At 70.1% G+C, this 18,492-nt stretch carries 16 protein-coding genes and 1 tRNA gene; 11 read left to right on the forward strand and 6 right to left on the reverse strand.

Annotated elements, in window-relative coordinates:
* Positions 1-527: 527 nt before the first annotated feature.
* The 4 genes from eno (at position 528) to ACFYPJ_RS29880 (ending at position 4,096) form a co-directional block, all read left to right on the forward strand.
* Complete coding sequence (gene eno / locus ACFYPJ_RS29865) at positions 528-1,814, forward strand: phosphopyruvate hydratase (protein WP_389024014.1); 1,287 nt, start codon at positions 528-530, stop codon at positions 1,812-1,814.
* Positions 1,815-1,992: 178 nt separating this feature from the next.
* Positions 1,993-2,469: a septum formation initiator family protein gene (locus ACFYPJ_RS29870; protein ID WP_389023744.1), complete on the forward strand. Its 477-nt coding sequence runs from the start codon at positions 1,993-1,995 to the stop codon at positions 2,467-2,469.
* A gap of 29 nt (positions 2,470-2,498) precedes the next feature.
* Positions 2,499-3,128, forward strand: coding sequence for a DUF501 domain-containing protein (locus ACFYPJ_RS29875; RefSeq protein ID WP_389023746.1), 630 nt, complete (start codon positions 2,499-2,501; stop codon positions 3,126-3,128).
* Entirely contained in the window at positions 3,125-4,096 is a 972-nt protein-coding gene (locus ACFYPJ_RS29880; protein ID WP_389023749.1) for an exopolyphosphatase, read from the forward strand. Before ACFYPJ_RS29875 ends, ACFYPJ_RS29880 begins: the two co-directional genes overlap by 4 nt.
* Positions 4,097-4,214: 118 nt before the next feature.
* Here the strand turns inward: ACFYPJ_RS29880 and ACFYPJ_RS29885 are convergent, their stop codons facing one another.
* Entirely contained in the window at positions 4,215-4,484 is a 270-nt protein-coding gene (locus tag ACFYPJ_RS29885; protein ID WP_389023751.1) for a type II toxin-antitoxin system RelE/ParE family toxin, read from the reverse strand.
* Positions 4,481-4,753: a type II toxin-antitoxin system Phd/YefM family antitoxin gene (locus ACFYPJ_RS29890; RefSeq protein ID WP_389023754.1), complete on the reverse strand. Its 273-nt coding sequence runs from the start codon at positions 4,751-4,753 to the stop codon at positions 4,481-4,483. The genes ACFYPJ_RS29885 and ACFYPJ_RS29890 overlap by 4 nt, the downstream gene beginning before the upstream one ends.
* Before the next feature lie 617 nt (positions 4,754-5,370).
* Between ACFYPJ_RS29890 and ACFYPJ_RS29895 the strand changes: the two genes are divergently transcribed.
* Both ACFYPJ_RS29895 and ACFYPJ_RS29900 read left to right on the forward strand, forming a co-directional pair.
* Positions 5,371-6,762 (forward strand): NAD(P)/FAD-dependent oxidoreductase, encoded by a 1,392-nt coding sequence (locus ACFYPJ_RS29895; protein WP_389023757.1) that lies wholly within the window; start codon positions 5,371-5,373, stop codon positions 6,760-6,762.
* 603 nt (positions 6,763-7,365) lie between these two features.
* On the forward strand, positions 7,366-8,652 hold the full coding sequence (locus ACFYPJ_RS29900) for a class I SAM-dependent methyltransferase (RefSeq protein WP_389023760.1): 1,287 nt from the start codon (positions 7,366-7,368) through the stop codon (positions 8,650-8,652).
* 160 nt (positions 8,653-8,812) lie between these two features.
* On the opposite strand, the gene ACFYPJ_RS29905 is transcribed toward ACFYPJ_RS29900, so the two are convergent.
* Together ACFYPJ_RS29905 and ACFYPJ_RS29910 are read right to left on the reverse strand one after the other, a co-directional pair.
* Positions 8,813-11,341, reverse strand: a complete 2,529-nt coding sequence (locus ACFYPJ_RS29905) for an ABC transporter permease (RefSeq protein WP_389023763.1) — start codon at positions 11,339-11,341, stop codon at positions 8,813-8,815.
* A 33-nt stretch (positions 11,342-11,374) separates the two neighbouring features.
* A complete protein-coding gene (locus ACFYPJ_RS29910; RefSeq protein ID WP_389023765.1) occupies positions 11,375-12,148 on the reverse strand; it encodes an ABC transporter ATP-binding protein in 774 nt (257 codons plus the stop codon).
* 429 nt (positions 12,149-12,577) lie between these two features.
* On the opposite strand from ACFYPJ_RS29910, the gene ACFYPJ_RS29915 reads away from it, so the two are divergent.
* Positions 12,578-12,662: transfer RNA gene (locus ACFYPJ_RS29915), tRNA-Leu, on the forward strand.
* 118 nt (positions 12,663-12,780) lie between these two features.
* Here ACFYPJ_RS29915 and ACFYPJ_RS29920 read toward each other — a convergent pair.
* Both ACFYPJ_RS29920 and ACFYPJ_RS29925 read right to left on the reverse strand, forming a co-directional pair.
* A complete protein-coding gene (locus ACFYPJ_RS29920; protein ID WP_389023768.1) occupies positions 12,781-12,996 on the reverse strand; it encodes a hypothetical protein in 216 nt (71 codons plus the stop codon).
* A gap of 34 nt (positions 12,997-13,030) precedes the next feature.
* On the reverse strand, positions 13,031-13,837 hold the full coding sequence (locus ACFYPJ_RS29925) for a BTAD domain-containing putative transcriptional regulator (RefSeq protein WP_389023771.1): 807 nt from the start codon (positions 13,835-13,837) through the stop codon (positions 13,031-13,033).
* Between the two features lie 462 nt (positions 13,838-14,299).
* Here ACFYPJ_RS29925 and ACFYPJ_RS29930 point away from each other — a divergent pair, with 462 nt between their 5' ends.
* The 4 genes from ACFYPJ_RS29930 (at position 14,300) to ACFYPJ_RS29945 (ending at position 18,339) form a co-directional block, all read left to right on the forward strand.
* The gene (locus tag ACFYPJ_RS29930; protein WP_389023774.1) at positions 14,300-14,578 is read left to right on the forward strand and encodes a hypothetical protein; all 279 of its coding nucleotides are present in this window, start codon (positions 14,300-14,302) and stop codon (positions 14,576-14,578) included.
* Complete coding sequence (locus ACFYPJ_RS29935) at positions 14,575-15,882, forward strand: Nramp family divalent metal transporter (protein ID WP_389023777.1); 1,308 nt, start codon at positions 14,575-14,577, stop codon at positions 15,880-15,882. Before ACFYPJ_RS29930 ends, ACFYPJ_RS29935 begins: the two co-directional genes overlap by 4 nt.
* Before the next feature lie 192 nt (positions 15,883-16,074).
* On the forward strand, positions 16,075-17,226 hold the full coding sequence (locus ACFYPJ_RS29940) for an oxalate decarboxylase family bicupin (protein WP_389023780.1): 1,152 nt from the start codon (positions 16,075-16,077) through the stop codon (positions 17,224-17,226).
* Between the two features lie 285 nt (positions 17,227-17,511).
* Complete coding sequence (locus tag ACFYPJ_RS29945; protein ID WP_389023783.1) at positions 17,512-18,339, forward strand: alpha/beta fold hydrolase; 828 nt, start codon at positions 17,512-17,514, stop codon at positions 18,337-18,339.
* The last annotated feature ends 153 nt before the right edge of the window (positions 18,340-18,492 follow it).

Raw genomic sequence — 18,492 nt, forward strand, 5'->3', positions numbered from 1 at the left:
ACGGACGTCGAGCTCGCCGCATGACCCCAGCAAGACCGAATCACCCCAAACCCGACAGGGGTGCCTTGACGAAGGACATAGAGGCACCCCCCCCGTGGAGGACGCCTGGGGGTAGCCCCCGTCCCCACGGGCTCCCGCCCCGGCGCGCTTTCCCCCGTGCGCGCCGGGGCGGGTTCTTTCTGTTCTGCCCCTCCTTATCTGACCTTTCTCATCTGACGTTTCTCCTCTGCCAGTTCCGTTCCCGTTCCGTCGCTTTCCGTGCCGCTCGCCCTTGGCGCCGGGTCCGCCCGCTCTCCGTGTTTCCCGTGCATTCCCGTACGTCCGCACCGCCCTTTACTTCGCGCACCCCCGGCCGGCACCGGCAGTTTTCGCTTCCCCCTTTGTTCCGTTCGGAAACAATGGGTACCGTCAGCTGTCGTCACCCTGTCCATGGGGCGGTCGGCGACCGGCCGAGGCACCTGGGCCGGTTAGGCTCTAGTCGCAAGGCGCACAGCCCCGCACTTCCAGCGTCACATTCCATGAAGGAGATGCTCGTGCCGTCCATCGACGTCGTCGTAGCCCGGGAAATCCTGGACTCCCGAGGCAATCCCACGGTCGAGGTCGAGGTCGGCCTCGACGACGGCAGCACGGGTCGTGCCGCCGTCCCGTCCGGCGCTTCCACCGGCGCCTTCGAGGCCATCGAGCTGCGCGACGGTGACCCCAACCGTTACCAGGGCAAGGGCGTCGAGAAGGCCGTCCTCGCCGTCATCGAGCAGATCGGCCCGGAGCTGGTCGGCTACGACGCCACCGAGCAGCGCCTGATCGACCAGGCCATGTTCGACCTGGACGCCACCGACAACAAGGGCTCGCTCGGCGCCAACGCCATCCTCGGTGTCTCCCTCGCCGTCGCCCACGCGGCCTCCGAGGCCAGCGACCTCCCCCTCTTCCGCTACCTGGGCGGCCCGAACGCGCACCTGCTGCCGGTGCCGATGATGAACATCCTGAACGGCGGCTCGCACGCCGACTCCAACGTGGACATCCAGGAGTTCATGATCGCCCCGATCGGTGCGGAGTCCTTCTCCGAGGCTCTGCGCTGGGGCACCGAGGTCTACCACACCCTGAAGTCCGTCCTGAAGACCAAGGGCCTGTCCACCGGTCTCGGCGACGAGGGCGGCTTCGCCCCGAACCTGGGCTCCAACCGCGACGCCCTCGACCTGATCCTCGAAGCGATCAAGCAGGCCGGGTACGTCCCCGGGGAGCAGATCGCCCTCGCCCTCGACGTCGCCGCCTCCGAGTTCTACAAGGAAGGCAAGTACGTCTTCGAGGGCAAGGAGCGCTCCGCCGCCGAGATGACGGAGTACTACGAGGAGCTGGTCGCCGCCTACCCGCTGGTCTCGATCGAGGACCCGCTGTTCGAGGACGACTGGGCGGGCTGGAAGGTCATCACGGACAAGCTCGGTGACAAGGTGCAGCTGGTCGGCGACGACCTGTTCGTCACCAACCCGGAGCGCCTGGCCCGCGGCATCGAGGAGGGCACCGCCAACGCCCTGCTGGTCAAGGTCAACCAGATCGGCTCGCTGACCGAGACCCTGGACGCCGTCGAGCTGGCCCAGCGCAGCGGCTTCAAGTGCATGATGTCGCACCGTTCCGGTGAGACCGAGGACGTCACCATCGCCGACCTGGCCGTCGCCACCAACTGCGGCCAGATCAAGACCGGCGCCCCGGCCCGCTCCGAGCGCGTCGCCAAGTACAACCAGCTGCTGCGCATCGAGGAGATCCTCGACGACGCCGCGGTGTACGCCGGCCGCAGCGCCTTCCCGCGTTTCAAGGGCTGACCCGCCGAAGACCGAGGCTCAGCCAGTCGTACGTACGTCCCCGTACCCGGTCCCGTACCGTGTCCGGGGACGTACGCGCATATGACGCGGACGGAGCACGCACGCGCGGGCACGGCGCGAGCACGACGGAAGCGTGCGCGGAGTGTGCGGGAAGCAGGCAGGGAAAGGGGAGGCGGAGATGGCCGCGAAGGACCGGGACCGGTTCTCCACCACGACCCGGCTGCGGCTGCTCGGGGAGCAGACGGCGGCCCGGGTGTACCGTTCCCAGAGCCGGCGACAGGACCGCCGCTCCCGGCTCACCGGACGGGCCGCGCTGCTCGCCCTGGTCCTGTGCACGATGGTGGTGGCGCTCGCCTATCCGATACGGCAGTACGTCTCCCAGCAGGGTCAGATCGCCGACCTGGAACGTCAGCGGCAGCAGGCCCAGGAGCGGGTCGAGCAGCTGCGCGACCTCAAGGCGCGCTGGCAGGACGACGCGTACGCGGAGCAGCAGATCCGGGAGCGGCTGCACTATGTGATGCCCGGCGAGACCGGCTACATGATGATCGACCCGAACGCGGCCAAGCAGGCCCGCGCCGACCTCGGTGCGGCCCACCGCCCCTGGTACGCGAACGTCTGGGACGGCGTCGACAAGTCCGACGCCTCCGACCAGTGAACCGACAGAGAGACACCCTGAACACAGTCATGGACACGCCTCCGCCGCCCACTCCGCGCACCGAGCCGACCGCCGCCGACATCGAGGCATTCAAGCAACAGCTCGGGCGTCCGCCCCGCGGGCTGCGCGCGATCGCCCACCGCTGCCCGTGCGGGCAGCCGGACGTCGTGGAGACGGCTCCGCGGCTGCCGGACGGCACCCCCTTCCCGACGCTGTACTACCTGACGTGCCCGCGCGCCGCCTCGGCGATCGGCACGCTGGAGGCGAACGGCGTCATGAAGGAGATGACGGACCGTCTCGCCACCGACCCCGACCTGGCCGCCGCCTACCGTGCCGCGCACGAGGACTACCTCCGGCGCCGGGACGAGATAGAGGAGCTGACCGGCTTCCCGAGCGCGGGCGGCATGCCGGACCGGGTGAAGTGCCTGCACGTCCTGGTCGCCCACGCGCTGGCCGCCGGCCCCGGGGTGAACCCGCTGGGCGACGAGGCGATAGCGCTGCTGCCCGAGTGGTGGCGCAAGGGACCGTGCGTTACGGTCCCCTCCGCCGACGCCGAAGCCGACAGCGCCGGCCCCACTGGCACCACCGACATCGAACACCTCGCCCGCACCGGAGACACCGACGGTGTGCGGCACACCCCGGAGGGGGACGACCAGTGACCCGCGTGGCCGCCGTGGACTGCGGTACGAACTCGATCCGGCTGCTCGTCGCCGACGCCGACCCCTCGACGGGCGAACTCGTCGACCTGGACCGCCGGATGACCATCGTGCGGCTCGGCCAGGACGTCGACCGCACCGGCCGGCTCGCCCCCGAGGCCCTGGAACGGACCTTCGCCGCCTGCCGCGAGTACGCCGCGGTCATCAAGGAGCAGGGCGCCGAACGGCTGCGGTTCGTGGCCACCTCCGCGTCCCGGGACGCGGAGAACCGCGACGAGTTCGTACGGGGCGTGCTGGACATCCTCGGCGTGGAGCCCGAGGTGATCACCGGGGACCAGGAGGCCGCGCTCTCCTTCACCGGGGCCACCGCGGAACTCCAGGGCCGCGACGACCTCGCCCGGCCCTACCTGGTCGTGGACATCGGCGGCGGCTCGACCGAGTTCGTGGTCGGCGACGACCGGGTGCGCGCGGCGCGCTCGGTCGACGTGGGCTGCGTACGGATGACCGAGCGCCACCTGGTCAGCGGCGGTGTGGTGAGCGACCCGCCGACCGAGCAGCAGATCGCCGCCATGCGGGCCGACATCGAAGCCGCGCTGGACCTCGCCGAGGAGACGGTCCCGCTGCGCGAGGCGCGCACGCTGGTGGGGCTCGCGGGGTCCGTGACCACCGTGTCGGCGATCGCCCAGGAACTGCCCGCCTACGACTCCGCCCGCATCCACCACTCCCGTATCTCCCGTGACCGGGTCCGCGAGATCACCGAGCGGCTGCTGCGCTCCACGCACGCGGAACGGGCCGCGATCCCGTCCATGCACCCCGGGCGCGTCGACGTCATCGGCGCGGGGTCGCTCGTACTACTGGCGATCATGGAACGCACCGGCGCCCACGAGGTGGTCGTGAGCGAGCACGACATCCTCGACGGGATCGCGTTCGCTGTGGCAGAAGAGACCGAGGAAGGCAAGCAAGGCAACTGACGACCATGGCGGACTGGGCCATCCGGCGGGCTTCGGCGTCGGATGCCGAGGCGGTGGCCGAGTTGCGTGCCGTGGTGTTGCCGATGACGGTGACGGTGGTGCGAGGCGAGGCGGGGCGTCACAGGTTGCGGTAGACGTCCCGCCGGTTGCCCACCTTGATGACGAGGATGATCAGTTCACCGTCGTTGATCTGGTAAGCGACCCGATAGCTCCCGATCCGGAGCCGGTAGAGCCCCGGCGGGCCGGTGAGTTTCTTGACGTCGGCGTCCTCGCGGTACGGGTCGTCGCCGAGCGCGGTCAGCGCGGTCAGGATGCGCATGGCGTCGGGCCGGCTGATGGTCCGGAGTTGCCGCTGCGCCGCTGTGGTGAATCGGAACGCGTACTTCACGCCGCGTCGTCACCGTGCTCGGTGAAGAGATCCGCCAGGAGTTCGGCCATCGTCACGGTGGGGCCGCCCTGGGCCAGGACCGCTTCCGCCTCTCGGGCCAACATCACGTCGGCCGCCGCCTCCAGCGCTTCGAAGTCAGCGATCGGCACCACCGCGGCCACCGGAGCGCCGTTGCGTGTGATGACGGTCGGAGTGCCTTCCTCGGCGCGGTTGATGTGGTCCGCAAGGTGTGCGCGGGCTTCCCGCACCGTCACGCTGTTATCGGTCATGAGCCCAGTGTACGCACTCTCGTGTACACGTGGGTGCTTCGGGGATTCGCGTTCGTGGGGCATTCGCGACCGCATCGCGTTCAAGGCGGCGGAGGGGCTTGCGTAGCTCACGTTCGCCCTGTCCTGGCGCCTGTCCCACGGCCCCGCCGCGGCCGGCGGGACCGTGTCCTTCTCCATCCGCCCTCCACGCACCTTTCACCCGTCAAGGCGCTCTGCTGAGCAATCCGGGTAACGCATGAGCGGCTTATGGGGGCCCTGGCACGCCGTGCCACGACGTGCCCTCGGAAAACTTCGTGAAGTTCTTCACAAGGATTTCCTGCCGGGTGCCGGGCCGTACGGGTCGGGGCCTCTTTTCCGGGGGCTCAGCGGCTCCGCGGGCATGCTCAAGGGAGCGGTTTCGCAGGGGTCGTACGGCGGTGCCGGGAGGGGGTTTCTGCCTCTCCCGGGAGTCCGGACGGGCAGCTCACGTGCCCTTGACAAGGGTCGGTACCGGACACGGGTCCCGTGGTCCCGGCATCTCCTGATCCGCGTGAGTCGCGGAGTTTAACACAGGCACCTGCAAACCTTGTGAAGGGGCGCACGAGGCACCCCCCTGGGGCAGGTGGATACTCGATGCCATGAGCACCACGGAGCGTCCCAGGATCCTCGTAGTAGGCGGTGGGTACGTAGGCCTGTACGCGGCTCGGCGCATCCTCAAGAAGATGCGCTACGGCGAGGCGACCGTCACGGTCGTCGACCCCCGGTCGTACATGACCTACCAGCCCTTCCTCCCCGAAGCCGCCGCCGGCAGCATCTCCCCTCGCCATGTCGTCGTCCCCCTGCGACGCGTGCTGCCGAAGGCGGAGGTCCTCACCGGCCGGGTCACCACCATCGACCAGGACCGCAAGGTCGCGACCGTCGCCCCGCTCGTCGGCGAGGCGTACGAGCTGCCCTTCGACTACCTGGTGATCGCGCTCGGCGCGGTCTCCCGTACCTTCCCGATCCCCGGCCTCGCCGAGCAGGGCATCGGCATGAAGGGCATCGAGGAGTCCATCGGCCTGCGCAACCACGTCCTCGAACAGCTCGACAAGGCCGACTCCACGACCGATGAGGGGATCCGCCGCAAGGCGCTCACCTTCGTCTTCGTCGGCGGTGGCTTCGCAGGCGCGGAGACCATCGGCGAGGTCGAGGACATGGCCAGGGACGCGGCCAAGTACTACAACAACGTCTCCCGCGAGGACATGCGGTTCGTCCTCGTCGACGCCGCCGACAAGATCCTCCCGGAGGTCGGCCCCAAGCTCGGCCTGTACGGCAAGGAGCACCTGGAGAGCCGCGGCGTGGAGATCTACCTCTCCACCTCCATGGACTCCTGCGTCGACGGCCACGTGGTGCTGAAGAACGGGCTGGAGGTCGACTCCAACACGATCGTGTGGACCGCGGGCGTCAAGCCGAACCCGGTCCTGTCCCGCTACGGCCTGCCGCTCGGTCCGCGCGGCCACGTGGACACGGGGGAGACCCTCCAGGTGCAGGGCACGGACTACATCTGGGCCGCCGGTGACAACGCCCAGGTGCCGGACCTCGTCGGCCGCAAGGCAGGCAACCCGAACGCCTGGTGCCCGCCCAACGCCCAGCACGCGCTGCGCCAGGCCAAGGCGCTCGGCGACAACGTCATCTCCGGCATGCGGGGCTTCCCGCAGAAGCCCTACTCGCACGCCAACAAGGGCGCGGTGGCCGGCCTCGGCCTGCACAAGGGCGTCGCGATGATCGTCATGGGCAAGATGAAGATCAAGGTCAAGGGCCGGCTCGCCTGGTACATGCACCGTGGCTACCACGGCATGGCCATGCCGACCTGGAACCGCAAGATCCGCATCTTCGCCGACTGGACCCTCGGCATGTTCCTCAAGCGCGAGGTCGTCTCCCTCGGCGCGATGGAGCACCCCCGCGAGGAGTTCTACGAGGCCGCCAAGCCGGCGCCGGTCGCCGCCGCTGCCGGGGCCGACAAGGCCGGGGCCAAGGCCAAGGCATCCTGACCGGCCGAGTCGAACGAATCGAACGAGTCGAACGAGTCGATCGAACCGGCCGAGCCCCTGACCGAGGCTCCCGTCCGGTTCGTCCAGCCGCCCGAAGGGGCCGCCCGCCATCCGTGGTGCGGGCGGCCCCTTCGGCGTGTGGTGGCCGCACCCCGGACCCCGAACGGTGGCCGCCCCGCAGCAGGACGATCGGGGGCCGGCGCGAGGGCCATGTCGTTCATGTCGGGGTGCCAGGGCCCGGCGTCGACTTCGGCTTTCCCCGCCGGCGCTTCGGAATGCAGGGGGGACGGTGCCTTACGCGTTCGTAGGACGCTTCTCGAATGCCGGGCCCGGACGGTGTGTTCGCGGACCTCGTCCCGGCGGCCGCGGGGCGCCCCGATCCGCCTATCGGGTGTCCGTGGACGAACTATCGGGTGTCCTGTGGACAAACGGTGGCGTCAGTGTGGCGATGGCGTGACGGTACGGGCATGGTGGCGCCGGGAACAGCGTTGGGGAATGACGTCGCCCGGTGCGATCGTTGCCTGAGGTGACCGAATCCAGTGGAAGATTCCGCAGACTCCGCAGATTCCGTCTCACCCGATTCCTCTTCCGGAGGTGTGCATCATGGCCGACGCCGCGTCGCGGCTGAAGAGTCTTGCCGAGCAGCTGCTGGGGGTCCCGCTCCCGGTTCGCATCCGTGCCTGGGACGGTTCACAGGCCGGCCCGCCGGACGCGCCGGTCCTGGTCGTCCGCAACCGGCGCGCGTTGCGCCGGCTGCTGTTCAAGCCGGGCGAGCTGGGTCTGGCCCGCGCCTGGGTCTCCGGCGACCTGACCGTCGAGGGCGACCTGTACTCGGCACTTGCGCTGATGTCCCCACTGGTGTGGGAGCGCGGCGAGGACAGCCGTCCGCTCGGCCGCAGGCTGCGCGAGCCCGGGGTGCTCGCCGCCGCCGCTGAGCTGCTGAAGATGGCCGGCCCGCCGATCCCGCCCGCCCCGCCCCGCGAGGAGGTCCGCCGGCACCGGCACCTGCACACCAGGCGCAGCGACAAGCAGGCCATCAGCCACCACTACGACGTCGGCAACGACTTCTACGAGATCGTCCTCGGCCCGTCCATGGTGTACTCCTGCGCCTACTGGGAGGAGGCTGGGACCCTGGAGTCCGCGCAGCGCGACAAGCTCGAACTCGTCTGCCGCAAGCTGGGCCTGACCGCCGGCCAGCGGCTCCTCGACGTCGGCTGCGGCTGGGGCTCGATGGCGATCCACGCCGCCCGCGAGCACGGCGTACACGTCGTCGGCGTGACCCTCTCCCAGGAGCAGGCCGCCTTCGCCCGCAAGCGGGTCGCCGAGCAGGGGCTGACCGACCGGGTGGAGATCCGGGTGCAGGACTACCGGGACGTCGTCGACGGCCCCTACGACGCGATCTCCTCCATCGGCATGGCCGAGCACGTCGGCGCCGAGCGGTACCTGGAGTACGCGACCGACCTGTACGCCCTGCTGAAGCCCGGCGGGCGGCTCCTCAACCACCAGATCGCCCGCCGCCCGCAGGGGGACGAATCGGCCTACCGGGTCGACGAGTTCATCGACTCCTATGTCTTCCCCGACGGGGAGCTGGCCCCGGTCGGCAGCACCGTGACGCAGCTTGAGCGGGCCGGTTTCGAGGTCCGGGACGTGGAGTCGATCCGCGAGCACTACGCGCTCACCCTGCGCCGCTGGGTGGCCCGTCTGGAGGCCGACTGGAACCGCGCGGTCCGCCTCGCCGGGCCCGGCCGTGCCCGCGTCTGGCGCCTGTACATGGCGGCCTCCGCGCTGGCCTTCGAGACCAACCGCATCGGCGTGAACCAGGTCCTCGCGGTGCGCTCTCCCGAGTCCGGAAAGTCCGGGCTGCCCCTGCGCACCCGCACCTGGAACTGACCGAAGGCTGACCGAAGACCGATCGGAGGTTGACCGAGGCCGACCGGAAACCGGCCGAAGACCGACCGGAGACCGACCGGACCGGCGACAGAAGCGCGGGCCCCTTCCGCACCGAAGGGGCCCGCGCACATCCGTACCGTCCGTGCCGGTCGACCGGCGGCTACTCCGACTTGATCGCCGCCAGCATGTTCAGCCGGGCCGCCCGCCGGGCCGGCCACAGCGCGGCCAGGATGCCGACCACCGCAGCGAGCAGCAGGAAGATGCCCATCCGGGTCCACGGCAGAACCAGCTCGTAGGTGGCCAGCCGGGCACCGATCAGCTGTCCGGCGGCCCAGCCGAAGAACACCCCGAGGCCGAGGCCGAGGATGCCGCCGAAGAGGGAGATGACCAGGGACTCCAGGCGGACCATCCGCTTGACGGCCTTGCGGTCCAGGCCGATCGCGCGGAGCATGCCGATCTCCTGGGAGCGCTCGAACACCGACATGGCCAGGGTGTTGACGACCCCGAGGACCGCGACGATCACCGCCATCGCGAGCAGGCCGTAGACCATGTTCAGCACGATGGTGAACATCTGGGCGAGGGAGTCGGACAGGTCCTTCTTGTCCTGGACCTTGATCGCCGGGTTGGAGCCGAGGGCCTTCTCCAGCCGGTCCTTGGTCGCGCCCGACGCGCCGTCCGCGGTCTTGACCATGACCTGCATGTCGGCCGCGTCCGACTGGTGCGGGGCGAGGGTCGCGGTATCGAGCATGATCCCGCGGATCATGTCGTTGCCCTCGTAGACGCCCGCCACCGTCAGCCGCTGCTGCTTGCCGTCCTCGTAGTGCACGGCGAAGTCCGAACCGGCCTTCCAGTCATGGGACTTGGCAGTGTCCTTGTCGACCACGACCCGGGTGCCGGCCACCGTGAACGCGCCCGCGTCGACCTTCAGGTCGGTCAGCTTGCCGATGGCCGAGCCGTTGACGCCGGTCAGGAACTCGGTCTGCCCGTCGATCCGCGAGGGCGCGTTGCGCAGCGGACTGCTGGCGGTGACGCCGTCCGTGGCCGCGAGCTTGCGGGCGACGTCGGGGGAGAGCTGGTTGCCGTTCGCCATCGACACGACGTAGTCCGCGCGCAGCGCCGAACTGGCCATCTTGTCGATCGCCGTCTGCAGGCTGCCCGCCATCACCGTCATGCCGGTGATCAGGGTCAGGCCGATCATCAGCGCGGACGCGGTGGCGGCGGTACGGCGAGGGTTGCGCACCGAGTTCTGCCGGGCGAGCTTGCCCGCCACCCCGAAGACGCGCAGCACCGGGGCGGCCGCCGCGATCAGCGGGCGGGACAGCAGCGGCGTCAGGACGAACACGCCGATGATCAGCAGGACGGCGCCCAGGCCCATCGGCGCCTGGCCGTCGGAGCCCTCCATGTTCGTGGCCGCCAGGATCACCGCGACACCCGCCGCGGAGAACAGCGCGCCGATCGTGTTGCGCAGCACCAGCGACTTGGTGGTGGCCTGCGCGTGCAGGCTGCTCATCGCGGCGACCGGCGGGATCTTCGCCGCCCGGCGGCCGGGCAGCCACGCCGCCAGCATGGTGATGACGATGCCGACCACGAGGGCGGCGGCCACCGTGCCGGGCGTGACGACCAGCGGCCCGTCGGGCATCGTCTCGCCGAACGAACCCATCAGCGTGCGCAGCCCCGCGCCGATGCCGATGCCGGCGAGCAGGCCGGTCACACCGGCAACCGCGCCGACCACGAACGCCTCGATCAGCACCGACCGGGTGACCTGGCGGCGGGAGGCGCCGACGGCCCGCAGCAGCGCCAGCTCCTTGGTGCGCTGGGCGACCAGCATGGTGAAGGTGTTGGCGATGATGAACGTGCCGACGAACAGCGCGATGCCGGCGAAGACCAGCAGCCCCTGCCGCAGTCCGTTCATGCCGGAGGCGATCTGCTCGGCCTGGTCGTCGGCGAGCTTCTTGCCCGTGGTGGTCTCGGTCAGTCCCTTGGGCAGGGCCCCGTCCAACTGCGTCTTCAGGGCCGCCTGGCTGGTGCCCGGCTTGGCCCGCACGTCGATCTCGTCGTACGTGCCCGGCTTGCCGAACAGCTTCTGCGCGGTCGCCGTGTCGAACAGGGCGAGGCTGCCGCCCGCGGACACGTTGCCGTCGTCGGTGGTGAAGACGCCGGCGATCTTCGGCGTGAGGACCGGGCCGTCGACCGAGATGCGCACGGTGTCGCCGACCTCGTAGCCGCCCCGCTCGGCGGTCTTGGAGTCGATGAGCACCTGGTCGGGGCCGCTGGGGGCGTGGCCGCCGGTGAGCGGGTACCGGGTGTCCTTGGCGCCCCAGTAGTTGCCGCCCTGGGACTGCCAGCCGTCGCCGATGAGCTTGCCGTCCTTGTCGGCGATCGCGGTGAAGCCGATGACGACGCCGGTGGCGGAGGCGGCGCCCGGGACCTTGGCGCTCGCGTCGAGCACCGACTGCGTCAGCTCGGGCATCTTGCCGGTCCGGTCGCCCTCGGCGGCCTGGTGCTTGGGCTGTACGGCGACGTCGACGCCGTCGAAGCCCTGCGCGGAACTGTTCTGGTAGGCGTCGGAGATGGTGTTGGTGAAGACCAGGGTCCCCGACACGAAAGCCACGCCGAGCATCACGGCGAGCACGGTCATCAGGAGCCGGGCCTTGTGCGCGAGTACGTTGCGCAGGGCGGTGCGGAACATGGGGTTCTCTTCAGTCCGTGGTGGGGTCGGGGATCAGCTGGTGCGGCCCTTGGTGTCGAACCGCTTCATGCGGTCCAGGACGGAGTCCGCGGTCGGCCCGTACAACTCGTCGACGATGTGTCCGTCGGCGAGGAACACCACCCGGTCCGCGTAGCCCGCCGCCATCGGGTCGTGGGTCACCATCACCACCGTCTGCCCCAGCTGGCGCACCGAGTTGCGCAGGAAGCCCAGCACCTCGGCGCCGGAGCGGGAGTCCAGGTTTCCGGTCGGCTCGTCACCGAAGACGATGTCCGGCCTGGCGGCCAGGGCGCGGGCGACGGCGACGCGCTGCTGCTGGCCGCCGGAGAGCTGGGAGGGCCGGTGGCTGAGCCGTCCCGACAGGCCGACCATCTCGATCACCGTGTTCAGCCACTCCTTGTCCGGCTTGCGGCCGGCGATGTCCATCGGGAGCGTGATGTTCTCCAGTGCCGACAGCGTCGGCAGCAGGTTGAACGCCTGGAAGATGAACCCGATCTTGTCCCGGCGCAACTTGGTGAGCTGCTTGTCCTTCAGGGAGCCCAGCTCCGTGTCGCCGATCCGCACGGAGCCGGAGGAGAAGGTGTCGAGGCCCGCGACGCAGTGCATCAGCGTGGACTTGCCGGAGCCCGACGGCCCCATGATCGCGGTGAACTGGGCCTGCTGGAAGTCGACGGAGACCCGGTCCAGGGCGACCACCTGGGTCTCGCCCTGCCCGTAGATCTTCGACAGCTCCGTGGCGCGAGCGGCCACGGCGGTGGCCTGGGGTGCGGCGATGGGGGTGGTGGTCACGGGAGGCTGCTCCTGTCGGGACGGACGACGGCTTCATGGGACTGCGTCCATCGTCGCGGCCGTCCGGGGCTCGGGAGTCAGCCGCTGTTCCCGTTCTCGGGGGCGACCTCGGTCTGAGGGGAGCGGGCCGTGTCATACCTGGGGATGACGGGGGGACGACCCGAAAGCAGGAGACGCCACCGCCCGCCGGGACCGGCCCGGCGGCTTGCCGAGAACAGGTGGAGCGCCCTGGTAGGGACGGTGAAATTCCGTCATTCCGCGTACGTGCGAACCGACCGGCCGTCACGCTATTGGCAAGTGCGGATGGACCGTACCGTGGTCTGATGCACCCTCAGACATCAATAAAATAAGACAACATCGGTCCGCGTGCCCGCTGTTCAGGAGGGCCGCCCCGATAGGCTCGGGACCCCGAAAGCGGAGCCAAGGCCTGCCCGGATGGTGGAATGCAGACACGGCGAGCTTAAACCTCGCTGCCCTCGCGGGCGTACCGGTTCAAGTCCGGTTCCGGGCACCACCCGCTGTATAGCGCCTGAGCTGCTGAAACGGTTGGTCGGCGGCGCACTTCTGCCGTGCCGCGGAAACACGACGGGAACACCGGTGGATGCGCCGGTGCGGCCGGAGACCGGGCGAGGTCACTCGCCCGGGGCCGTGATGCTCTCGGTCCACCTCTGGAGCCATGCGGCCACCTCTCGGCAGACGTCGTCCGGACCTGCGGCGGTCGCATGGACGACAGGGGCGTGCAGGGCGCTGTCGGCGACCAGCAGCCGGGCCCGCAGAGCCGGGGTCTGTCCCGGCTCCCACCAGACACGGATGACGAGTACGCCGGTGCGAGTGTCAGGAACAGTCATGTCTCCAGCGTCGCGGGCCGCCGCCACCCGAACGTCACCGTCGCGTGCGCAGGGCGGCGACCGCGCTGTCCATGCGGCGGCACAGCGCCGGGGAGGGTTCCAGCCCGAGTTCGGTACGGAGCAGCTCCCGCAGCTCGCCGAAGTGCCGGAGGGCCGCGCCGGTGTTCCCCTCGGCGAGGTAGGTCTCGATGACTTGCCGGTGCGCGCTCTCACGCAGTGGTTCACCGGCGACCGCCCGGAGGGCCGCGTCCAGTGCCCGGCCGAACCGGCCGGCGGACCGGTGGCCCCGGGCGAGCGATTCCAGGGCGTGCAGACGCATTTGGTGCAGCCGCTCCCGCTCGACGATCACCCACTCGTCCCACGCCTCCGGCAGGAGGTCACTGCTCAGGGCGTGGTCCGCCTGCGCCAAGTCCGGGGGCGGCGCCGTGTCGTACCCGTCGTGCCGCCACGGCGGCTCGGACGGTCCCGGCGGCACTGACCGTTCCGACCAGGCCATCACCCGTTGCAGGGTGTCCTCGACGGCCGCCAGATCCGTTGTGATGTCCGGTGACAGCTGAAGGGTGCTCACCGTCGCGACGACCAGCGGCCGTTCCGGTCTGGGCAACCGCCACAGGGCCGAGCGCAGGCAGCCGGCCGCTCGGTCGCCACAGGTGTCGGGCCACAGTCTCCCGGCGACGTGTTCCCGGGTGAGCGTGCGGCGACTCAGCACGAGGAGGCTCAGCAATCGCCGGCCCGCGGGCGCGACCGGCACGGACCGTCCCGCGTACCGCAGGTCGAAACCGCCCATGAGCGTCATCTGCGGAAGGTCACGCGATCGCTGTTCGGCGGAGTGCTCGTCCATTGCGTCTCCTCGGACCGCGAAGAAGCCGTCGCCGGCGGAAAGAGGAATCTCCGTGTGGCACGTCCGGTGGCCCCGGCGGTGTCCGGGGAGTTCGCGGACTGCGGCAGGTCCGCGGAGTTCATGGCGTCAGCGGAGTGCCTGGCGTCCGCGGAGTTCGTGGTGACACATGCTGTGCGGCTTTGCCGTGGGCACCGTCGGATCGTCGCCGGCCGGTGGTGCGGCGGTGCGGGTGGGCCGCACCTCCCATTGGAACACCGTGGGTCCGTCCGCACATCTGGGCCCGGAAGTCCCCGTCCCGACCGTGCACACGGCGCACGGACAGGCGCCTTCCCGCCCCCTCCGGCCCGTCGAAGGTGCCTCGCCGCGCGGGTGACGCCGTGGTGACGACCCGGTGATCCGATTTCTCCAGGCTCTCCGTGTGACCCGGTATCGGGGACCGGCCATGAGACGAGAGGAGACACCGTGTTCACGCACCGCTCCACATCCTCACCTCCGTCCCCCTGGTACGCGGGCCGCCTGCCGGGCGCCGGCCCCGTCCGTCCTCGGCGCACCGGAATTCCGGCCTGGACCTACGACGCGCTGCTGATGTTCCTCGTCGTCCTGGCCGCGACCCACCACATGCCCGGCCGAGGGCTGCTGCTCGCCGCCTTCCTCGTGTTCCGGCTCACCAGCCGCCGCCTGGTCCGTAACCGGCCGGCACCTTCCGTGCCCGGCCGCCCGGATCCCGGGCGGCAGCGATGAGCGCTCCGGCCACCGCGCGCCCGGCACGTCCCGCCGGCCCGGCCGACACCGCGCAGGTCCTCGGAGACCTCTCCGAGATCCGCGTCCGGGGCCGGTGGCGGTTCCGGCTGGCGCTGCTCGGTCCGGCCTTCGTCGTGGCGGTCGCATACGTCGACCCGGGCAACGTGGCGACCAATGTCGAGGCGGGCGCACGCACCGGCTACCTGCTCGTCTGGGTCGTCGTACTCGCCAACGCCATGGCGCTGCTCGTGCAGTACCTGTCGGCGAAGCTCGGGCTGGCCACCGGCAGGAACCTTCCCGAACAGTGCCGCGAGCTGGCACCGCGGTGGCTGAGCCGACTGCTGTGGGCGCAGGCGGAGTTGGTCGCGATGGCCACGGACCTGGCGGAGTTCGCCGGGGCCGCGCTCGGGCTGAGCCTGCTGTTCGGCATGCCGATCCCGCTCGCCGCGCTGGTGACGGCGCTGGTGTCGTTCGCCGTCCTGGCCTGTCAGCGAAGAGGCTGCCGCACCTTCGAGCTCGCAGTGTCCGCCCTGCTGCTCCTGGTCCTGTGCGGATTCGCCTACGACCTGCTGACCGTCGGCCGGCACTCCGCGACCGGCGTCGCGGCCGGTCTGGTGCCCGACCTCCGGGGTGCGGACACCGGGCTGCTCGCCGCGGCCATCGTCGGGGCCACCGTGATGCCGCACGCGGTCTACCTGCATTCCGCGCTCACCCAGCGCCGGGTGCGGGCGGACGGGCCGAACGACCGGCGTTTCCTGCTGCGTTATCTGCGGATCGACTGTGCTGTGGGATTCACCCTCGCGGGCGCCGTCAACCTCGGCATGCTCTGCCTCTCCGCGGCTCTCTTCCAGGACACGGCCCTGGGGAGTCTGGACGCCATCACCGCCGCACACGACGACCTGGGCCGGACCGTCGGCGGCGGAGCGGCGATGGCCTTCGCGGTGGCGCTGCTCGCGTCCGGCATTTCCTCCGCCAGCGTGGGGACGTGTGCCGGGCAGGTGGTGATGCAGGGGTTCCTGCGGCGTCGTGTCCCGCTCCTCGCACGGCGCCTGGTGACCATGGCACCGGCGCTGCTCGTGCTGTGCGTCGGGCTTCCCGTCACCTCCACTCTCGTCTTCAGCCAGGTCGTCCTCGCGTTCGGCATCCCCTTCGCCCTGCTGCCGCTCGTCGTTATCACGCGGCGCAAGGACCTCATGGGCCCGCTGGCCAACCGGCCCGTCACCACCGCGGCCGGCGCTCTCGTGTGCGCTCTGGTGATCTGCCTGAACGCCTTCCTCATCGTCACCATGGTGAAAGGCGGCTGATACCCGGCCCGACCGCCGCAACCGCTGCGACCGACCCGACGGACGGCTCCGACCGACCGTTTCGACCGATCGCTCCGGACCGCCGCGGACCCGGACCACCGCGACCGCCACAGGCTCCGACCTCCTGGCATGGCAGACCGTCAGAAATGGTCGGCCAGTCCACCCCCCACATCAGAAAGGCAGGGTTCCGCCATGACCGAGACCCCCACGCGCGAGGTGCCGCAGCCCATCCGGGACGGCCAGGGGGCTACCGACGACGGCCCGCGCAACACGCAGATCGACCTGCAGAACCCCAACATCCTCGTCCCGCCCGAGACCGACTCGGGCACCGTGCCGAACCTGAAGTTCTCCTTCAGCCAGGCACACATGCGACTCGACGACGGCGGTTGGGCCCGCGAGGTGACCCAGCGCGAACTGCCGATCGCCACCACCCTCGCCGGCGTGAACATGCGGCTCAAGCCCGGAGCGATCCGGGAACTGCACTGGCACAAGCAGTCCGAGTGGGCCTACGTCCTGGAGGGCAAGTGCCGGATCAGCGCCGTCGACCAGGAAGGCCGGAACTTCCTCGAAGACGTCTCGGCCGGCGACCTCTGGTTCTTCCCGCAGGGCATACCGCACCACATCCAGGCGTTGGACGAGGGCGTCGAGTTCCTTCTCGTCTTCAACGACGGCGGATTCTCCGAGAACAACACGTTCCTCATCAGCGACTGGTTCGCCCACACGCCGCGGTCGGTGCTGGCGAAGAACTTCGGCGTCCGCGAGGAGGACTTCTCCTCGCTCCCGACCTCTGAGCTGTACATGTTCAACGGTCAGGTCCCGCCGTCGCTCGAATCCGACCGGATTCTCAGCCCGAGCGGTGACGTACCCCGCAGCTTCAAGCACAGCCTGGACTCCCAGACGCCGGTGGCCACCAGCGGGGGCACGGCCCGGATCGTCGACTCACGCAACTTCGAGGCGTCGACGACGACGTCGGCCGCGCTGGTGGAGATCGAGCCCGGCGCCATCCGGGAACTGCACTGGCACCCCACCAACGACGAGTGGCAGTACTACCTCTCCGGGCAGGGAAGGATGGGCGTCTTCGCCGACTCGGGGCGCAACAGGACGTTCGACTACCAGGCCGGGGACGTGGGCTACGTCCCGTTCGCCATGGGCCACTACATCGAGAACACCGGCGACACCCCGCTGAAGCTGCTCGAAATGTTCCTGGCGCCCCGCTTCGAGGACGTCAGCCTGGCCCAGTGGATGGCGCTCACCCCCAGCGAACTGGTCCGCCACCACCTCAACCTCAACGACACCGTGATGAACTCGCTCCGCAAGGAGAAGCAGCCGAACTTCCGCCCCTAGCGCGGTCCGGCAGGTCACCCCGCCCGGCGAGGACTCCTGGGGCCTCCCTCCGTGAAAGCCCCATGAAGCCCCGCCGGGCTCGTCGTACTCTTCGTGCCCTCCGTACTCTCCGTACTCTCCGTGCCCTTCGTGCCCTCCGTGCTCTCCGTGTCCGTCCGGGTGCGTGCGGTGTGCTCGGGCGTCCGGGTCCGGTTCCCGCCGGGGTGGCCGAGGTGCGCACCGTCGGTGGCGCGTGCAGGGTGGTGGAGAAGGGGGGTACGTCCAGGAAGACCGGAGGCACTGACCATGCCCACGTGTACCACCCGCGACGGAGTCGAGATCTTCTACATGGACTGGGGCCACGGTCAGCCCGTGGTCTTCATCCATGGCTGGCCGCTCAACGGCGATGCCTGGCAGGACCAGTTGAAGGCGGTCGCCGATGCCGGCTACCGCGGCATCGCGCACGACCGGCGCGGCCACGGGCGCTCCACCCCGGTGTGGGGCGGCTACGACTTCGACACCTTCGCCGACGATCTCAACGACCTGATCACCACCTTGGACCTGCGCGACGTCACCTTGGTCGCGCATTCCATGGGCGGTGGCGAACTGGCCCGCTACATCGGCCGTCACGGCACCGGCCGGATCCGTTCGGCGGTCCTGCTGTCGGCCGTCCCGCCGCTGATGATCCAGTCCGCGGCCAACCCCGAGGGCGTCCCTGACGAGGTCTTCCAGCAGCTCAAGCAGGGCATCCTCGCGGAGCGCTCGCAGTTCTGGAAGGACACCTCGGAAGGGTTCTTCTCCGCGAACCGGCCCGGCAACAAGGTCACCCAGGGCAACCGCGACGCGTTCTGGCACATGGCCATGGCCGAGACCATCGAGGGCGGGGTGAAGTGCGTGGACGCCTTCGCGTACACCGACTTCACCGACGACCTGAAGCATTTCGACGTGCCCACGCTGATCGTGCACGGCGACGACGACCAGGTCGTCCCCATCGACGCCACCGCCCGCAAGTCCGTGAACATTGTCCCGGACGCCGAGTTGAAGGTGTACGAGGGCGGCAGCCACGGTATCGCGATGGTGCCCGGCTACAAGGAGAGGTTCAACGCCGACCTGCTGGAGTTCCTGCGCCGCTGACCCCCGGCGGCCCCGTGGTCCGGCCCGTCGCGCCTCGGTGCGCGGCGGGCCGGCTCGGCGAACTGGTGGTAGGAGCCGGCGCCGTGCGGCGCCGTGCTGTGCCGGCGCGCGTCCACGCACCGGCGGCCGGCTCTGTCCTCGGCCTGCCGGCCG

Source organism: Streptomyces sp. NPDC006012, from assembly GCF_042871185.1.
GTDB lineage: Bacteria > Actinomycetota > Actinomycetes > Streptomycetales > Streptomycetaceae > Streptomyces.

Excerpts from the sequence above, each read along its gene's own strand:
- ACFYPJ_RS29935 (WP_389023777.1), top strand. The coding sequence starts at position 14,575 with ATGAGCGCTCCGGCCACCGCGCGCCCGGCACGTCCCGCCGGCCCGGCC.
- ACFYPJ_RS29905 (WP_389023763.1), bottom strand. The coding sequence starts at position 11,341 with ATGTTCCGCACCGCCCTGCGCAACGTACTCGCGCACAAGGCCCGGCTC.
- ACFYPJ_RS29900 (WP_389023760.1), top strand. The coding sequence starts at position 7,366 with ATGGCCGACGCCGCGTCGCGGCTGAAGAGTCTTGCCGAGCAGCTGCTG.
- ACFYPJ_RS29940 (WP_389023780.1), top strand. The coding sequence starts at position 16,075 with ATGACCGAGACCCCCACGCGCGAGGTGCCGCAGCCCATCCGGGACGGC.
- ACFYPJ_RS29925 (WP_389023771.1), bottom strand. The coding sequence starts at position 13,837 with ATGGACGAGCACTCCGCCGAACAGCGATCGCGTGACCTTCCGCAGATG.
- ACFYPJ_RS29895 (WP_389023757.1), top strand. The coding sequence starts at position 5,371 with ATGAGCACCACGGAGCGTCCCAGGATCCTCGTAGTAGGCGGTGGGTAC.
- ACFYPJ_RS29945 (WP_389023783.1), top strand. The coding sequence starts at position 17,512 with ATGCCCACGTGTACCACCCGCGACGGAGTCGAGATCTTCTACATGGAC.
- ACFYPJ_RS29875 (WP_389023746.1), top strand. The coding sequence starts at position 2,499 with ATGGACACGCCTCCGCCGCCCACTCCGCGCACCGAGCCGACCGCCGCC.
- ACFYPJ_RS29890 (WP_389023754.1), bottom strand. The coding sequence starts at position 4,753 with ATGACCGATAACAGCGTGACGGTGCGGGAAGCCCGCGCACACCTTGCG.
- eno (WP_389024014.1), top strand. The coding sequence starts at position 528 with ATGCTCGTGCCGTCCATCGACGTCGTCGTAGCCCGGGAAATCCTGGAC.
- ACFYPJ_RS29920 (WP_389023768.1), bottom strand. The coding sequence starts at position 12,996 with ATGACTGTTCCTGACACTCGCACCGGCGTACTCGTCATCCGTGTCTGG.
- ACFYPJ_RS29870 (WP_389023744.1), top strand. The coding sequence starts at position 1,993 with ATGGCCGCGAAGGACCGGGACCGGTTCTCCACCACGACCCGGCTGCGG.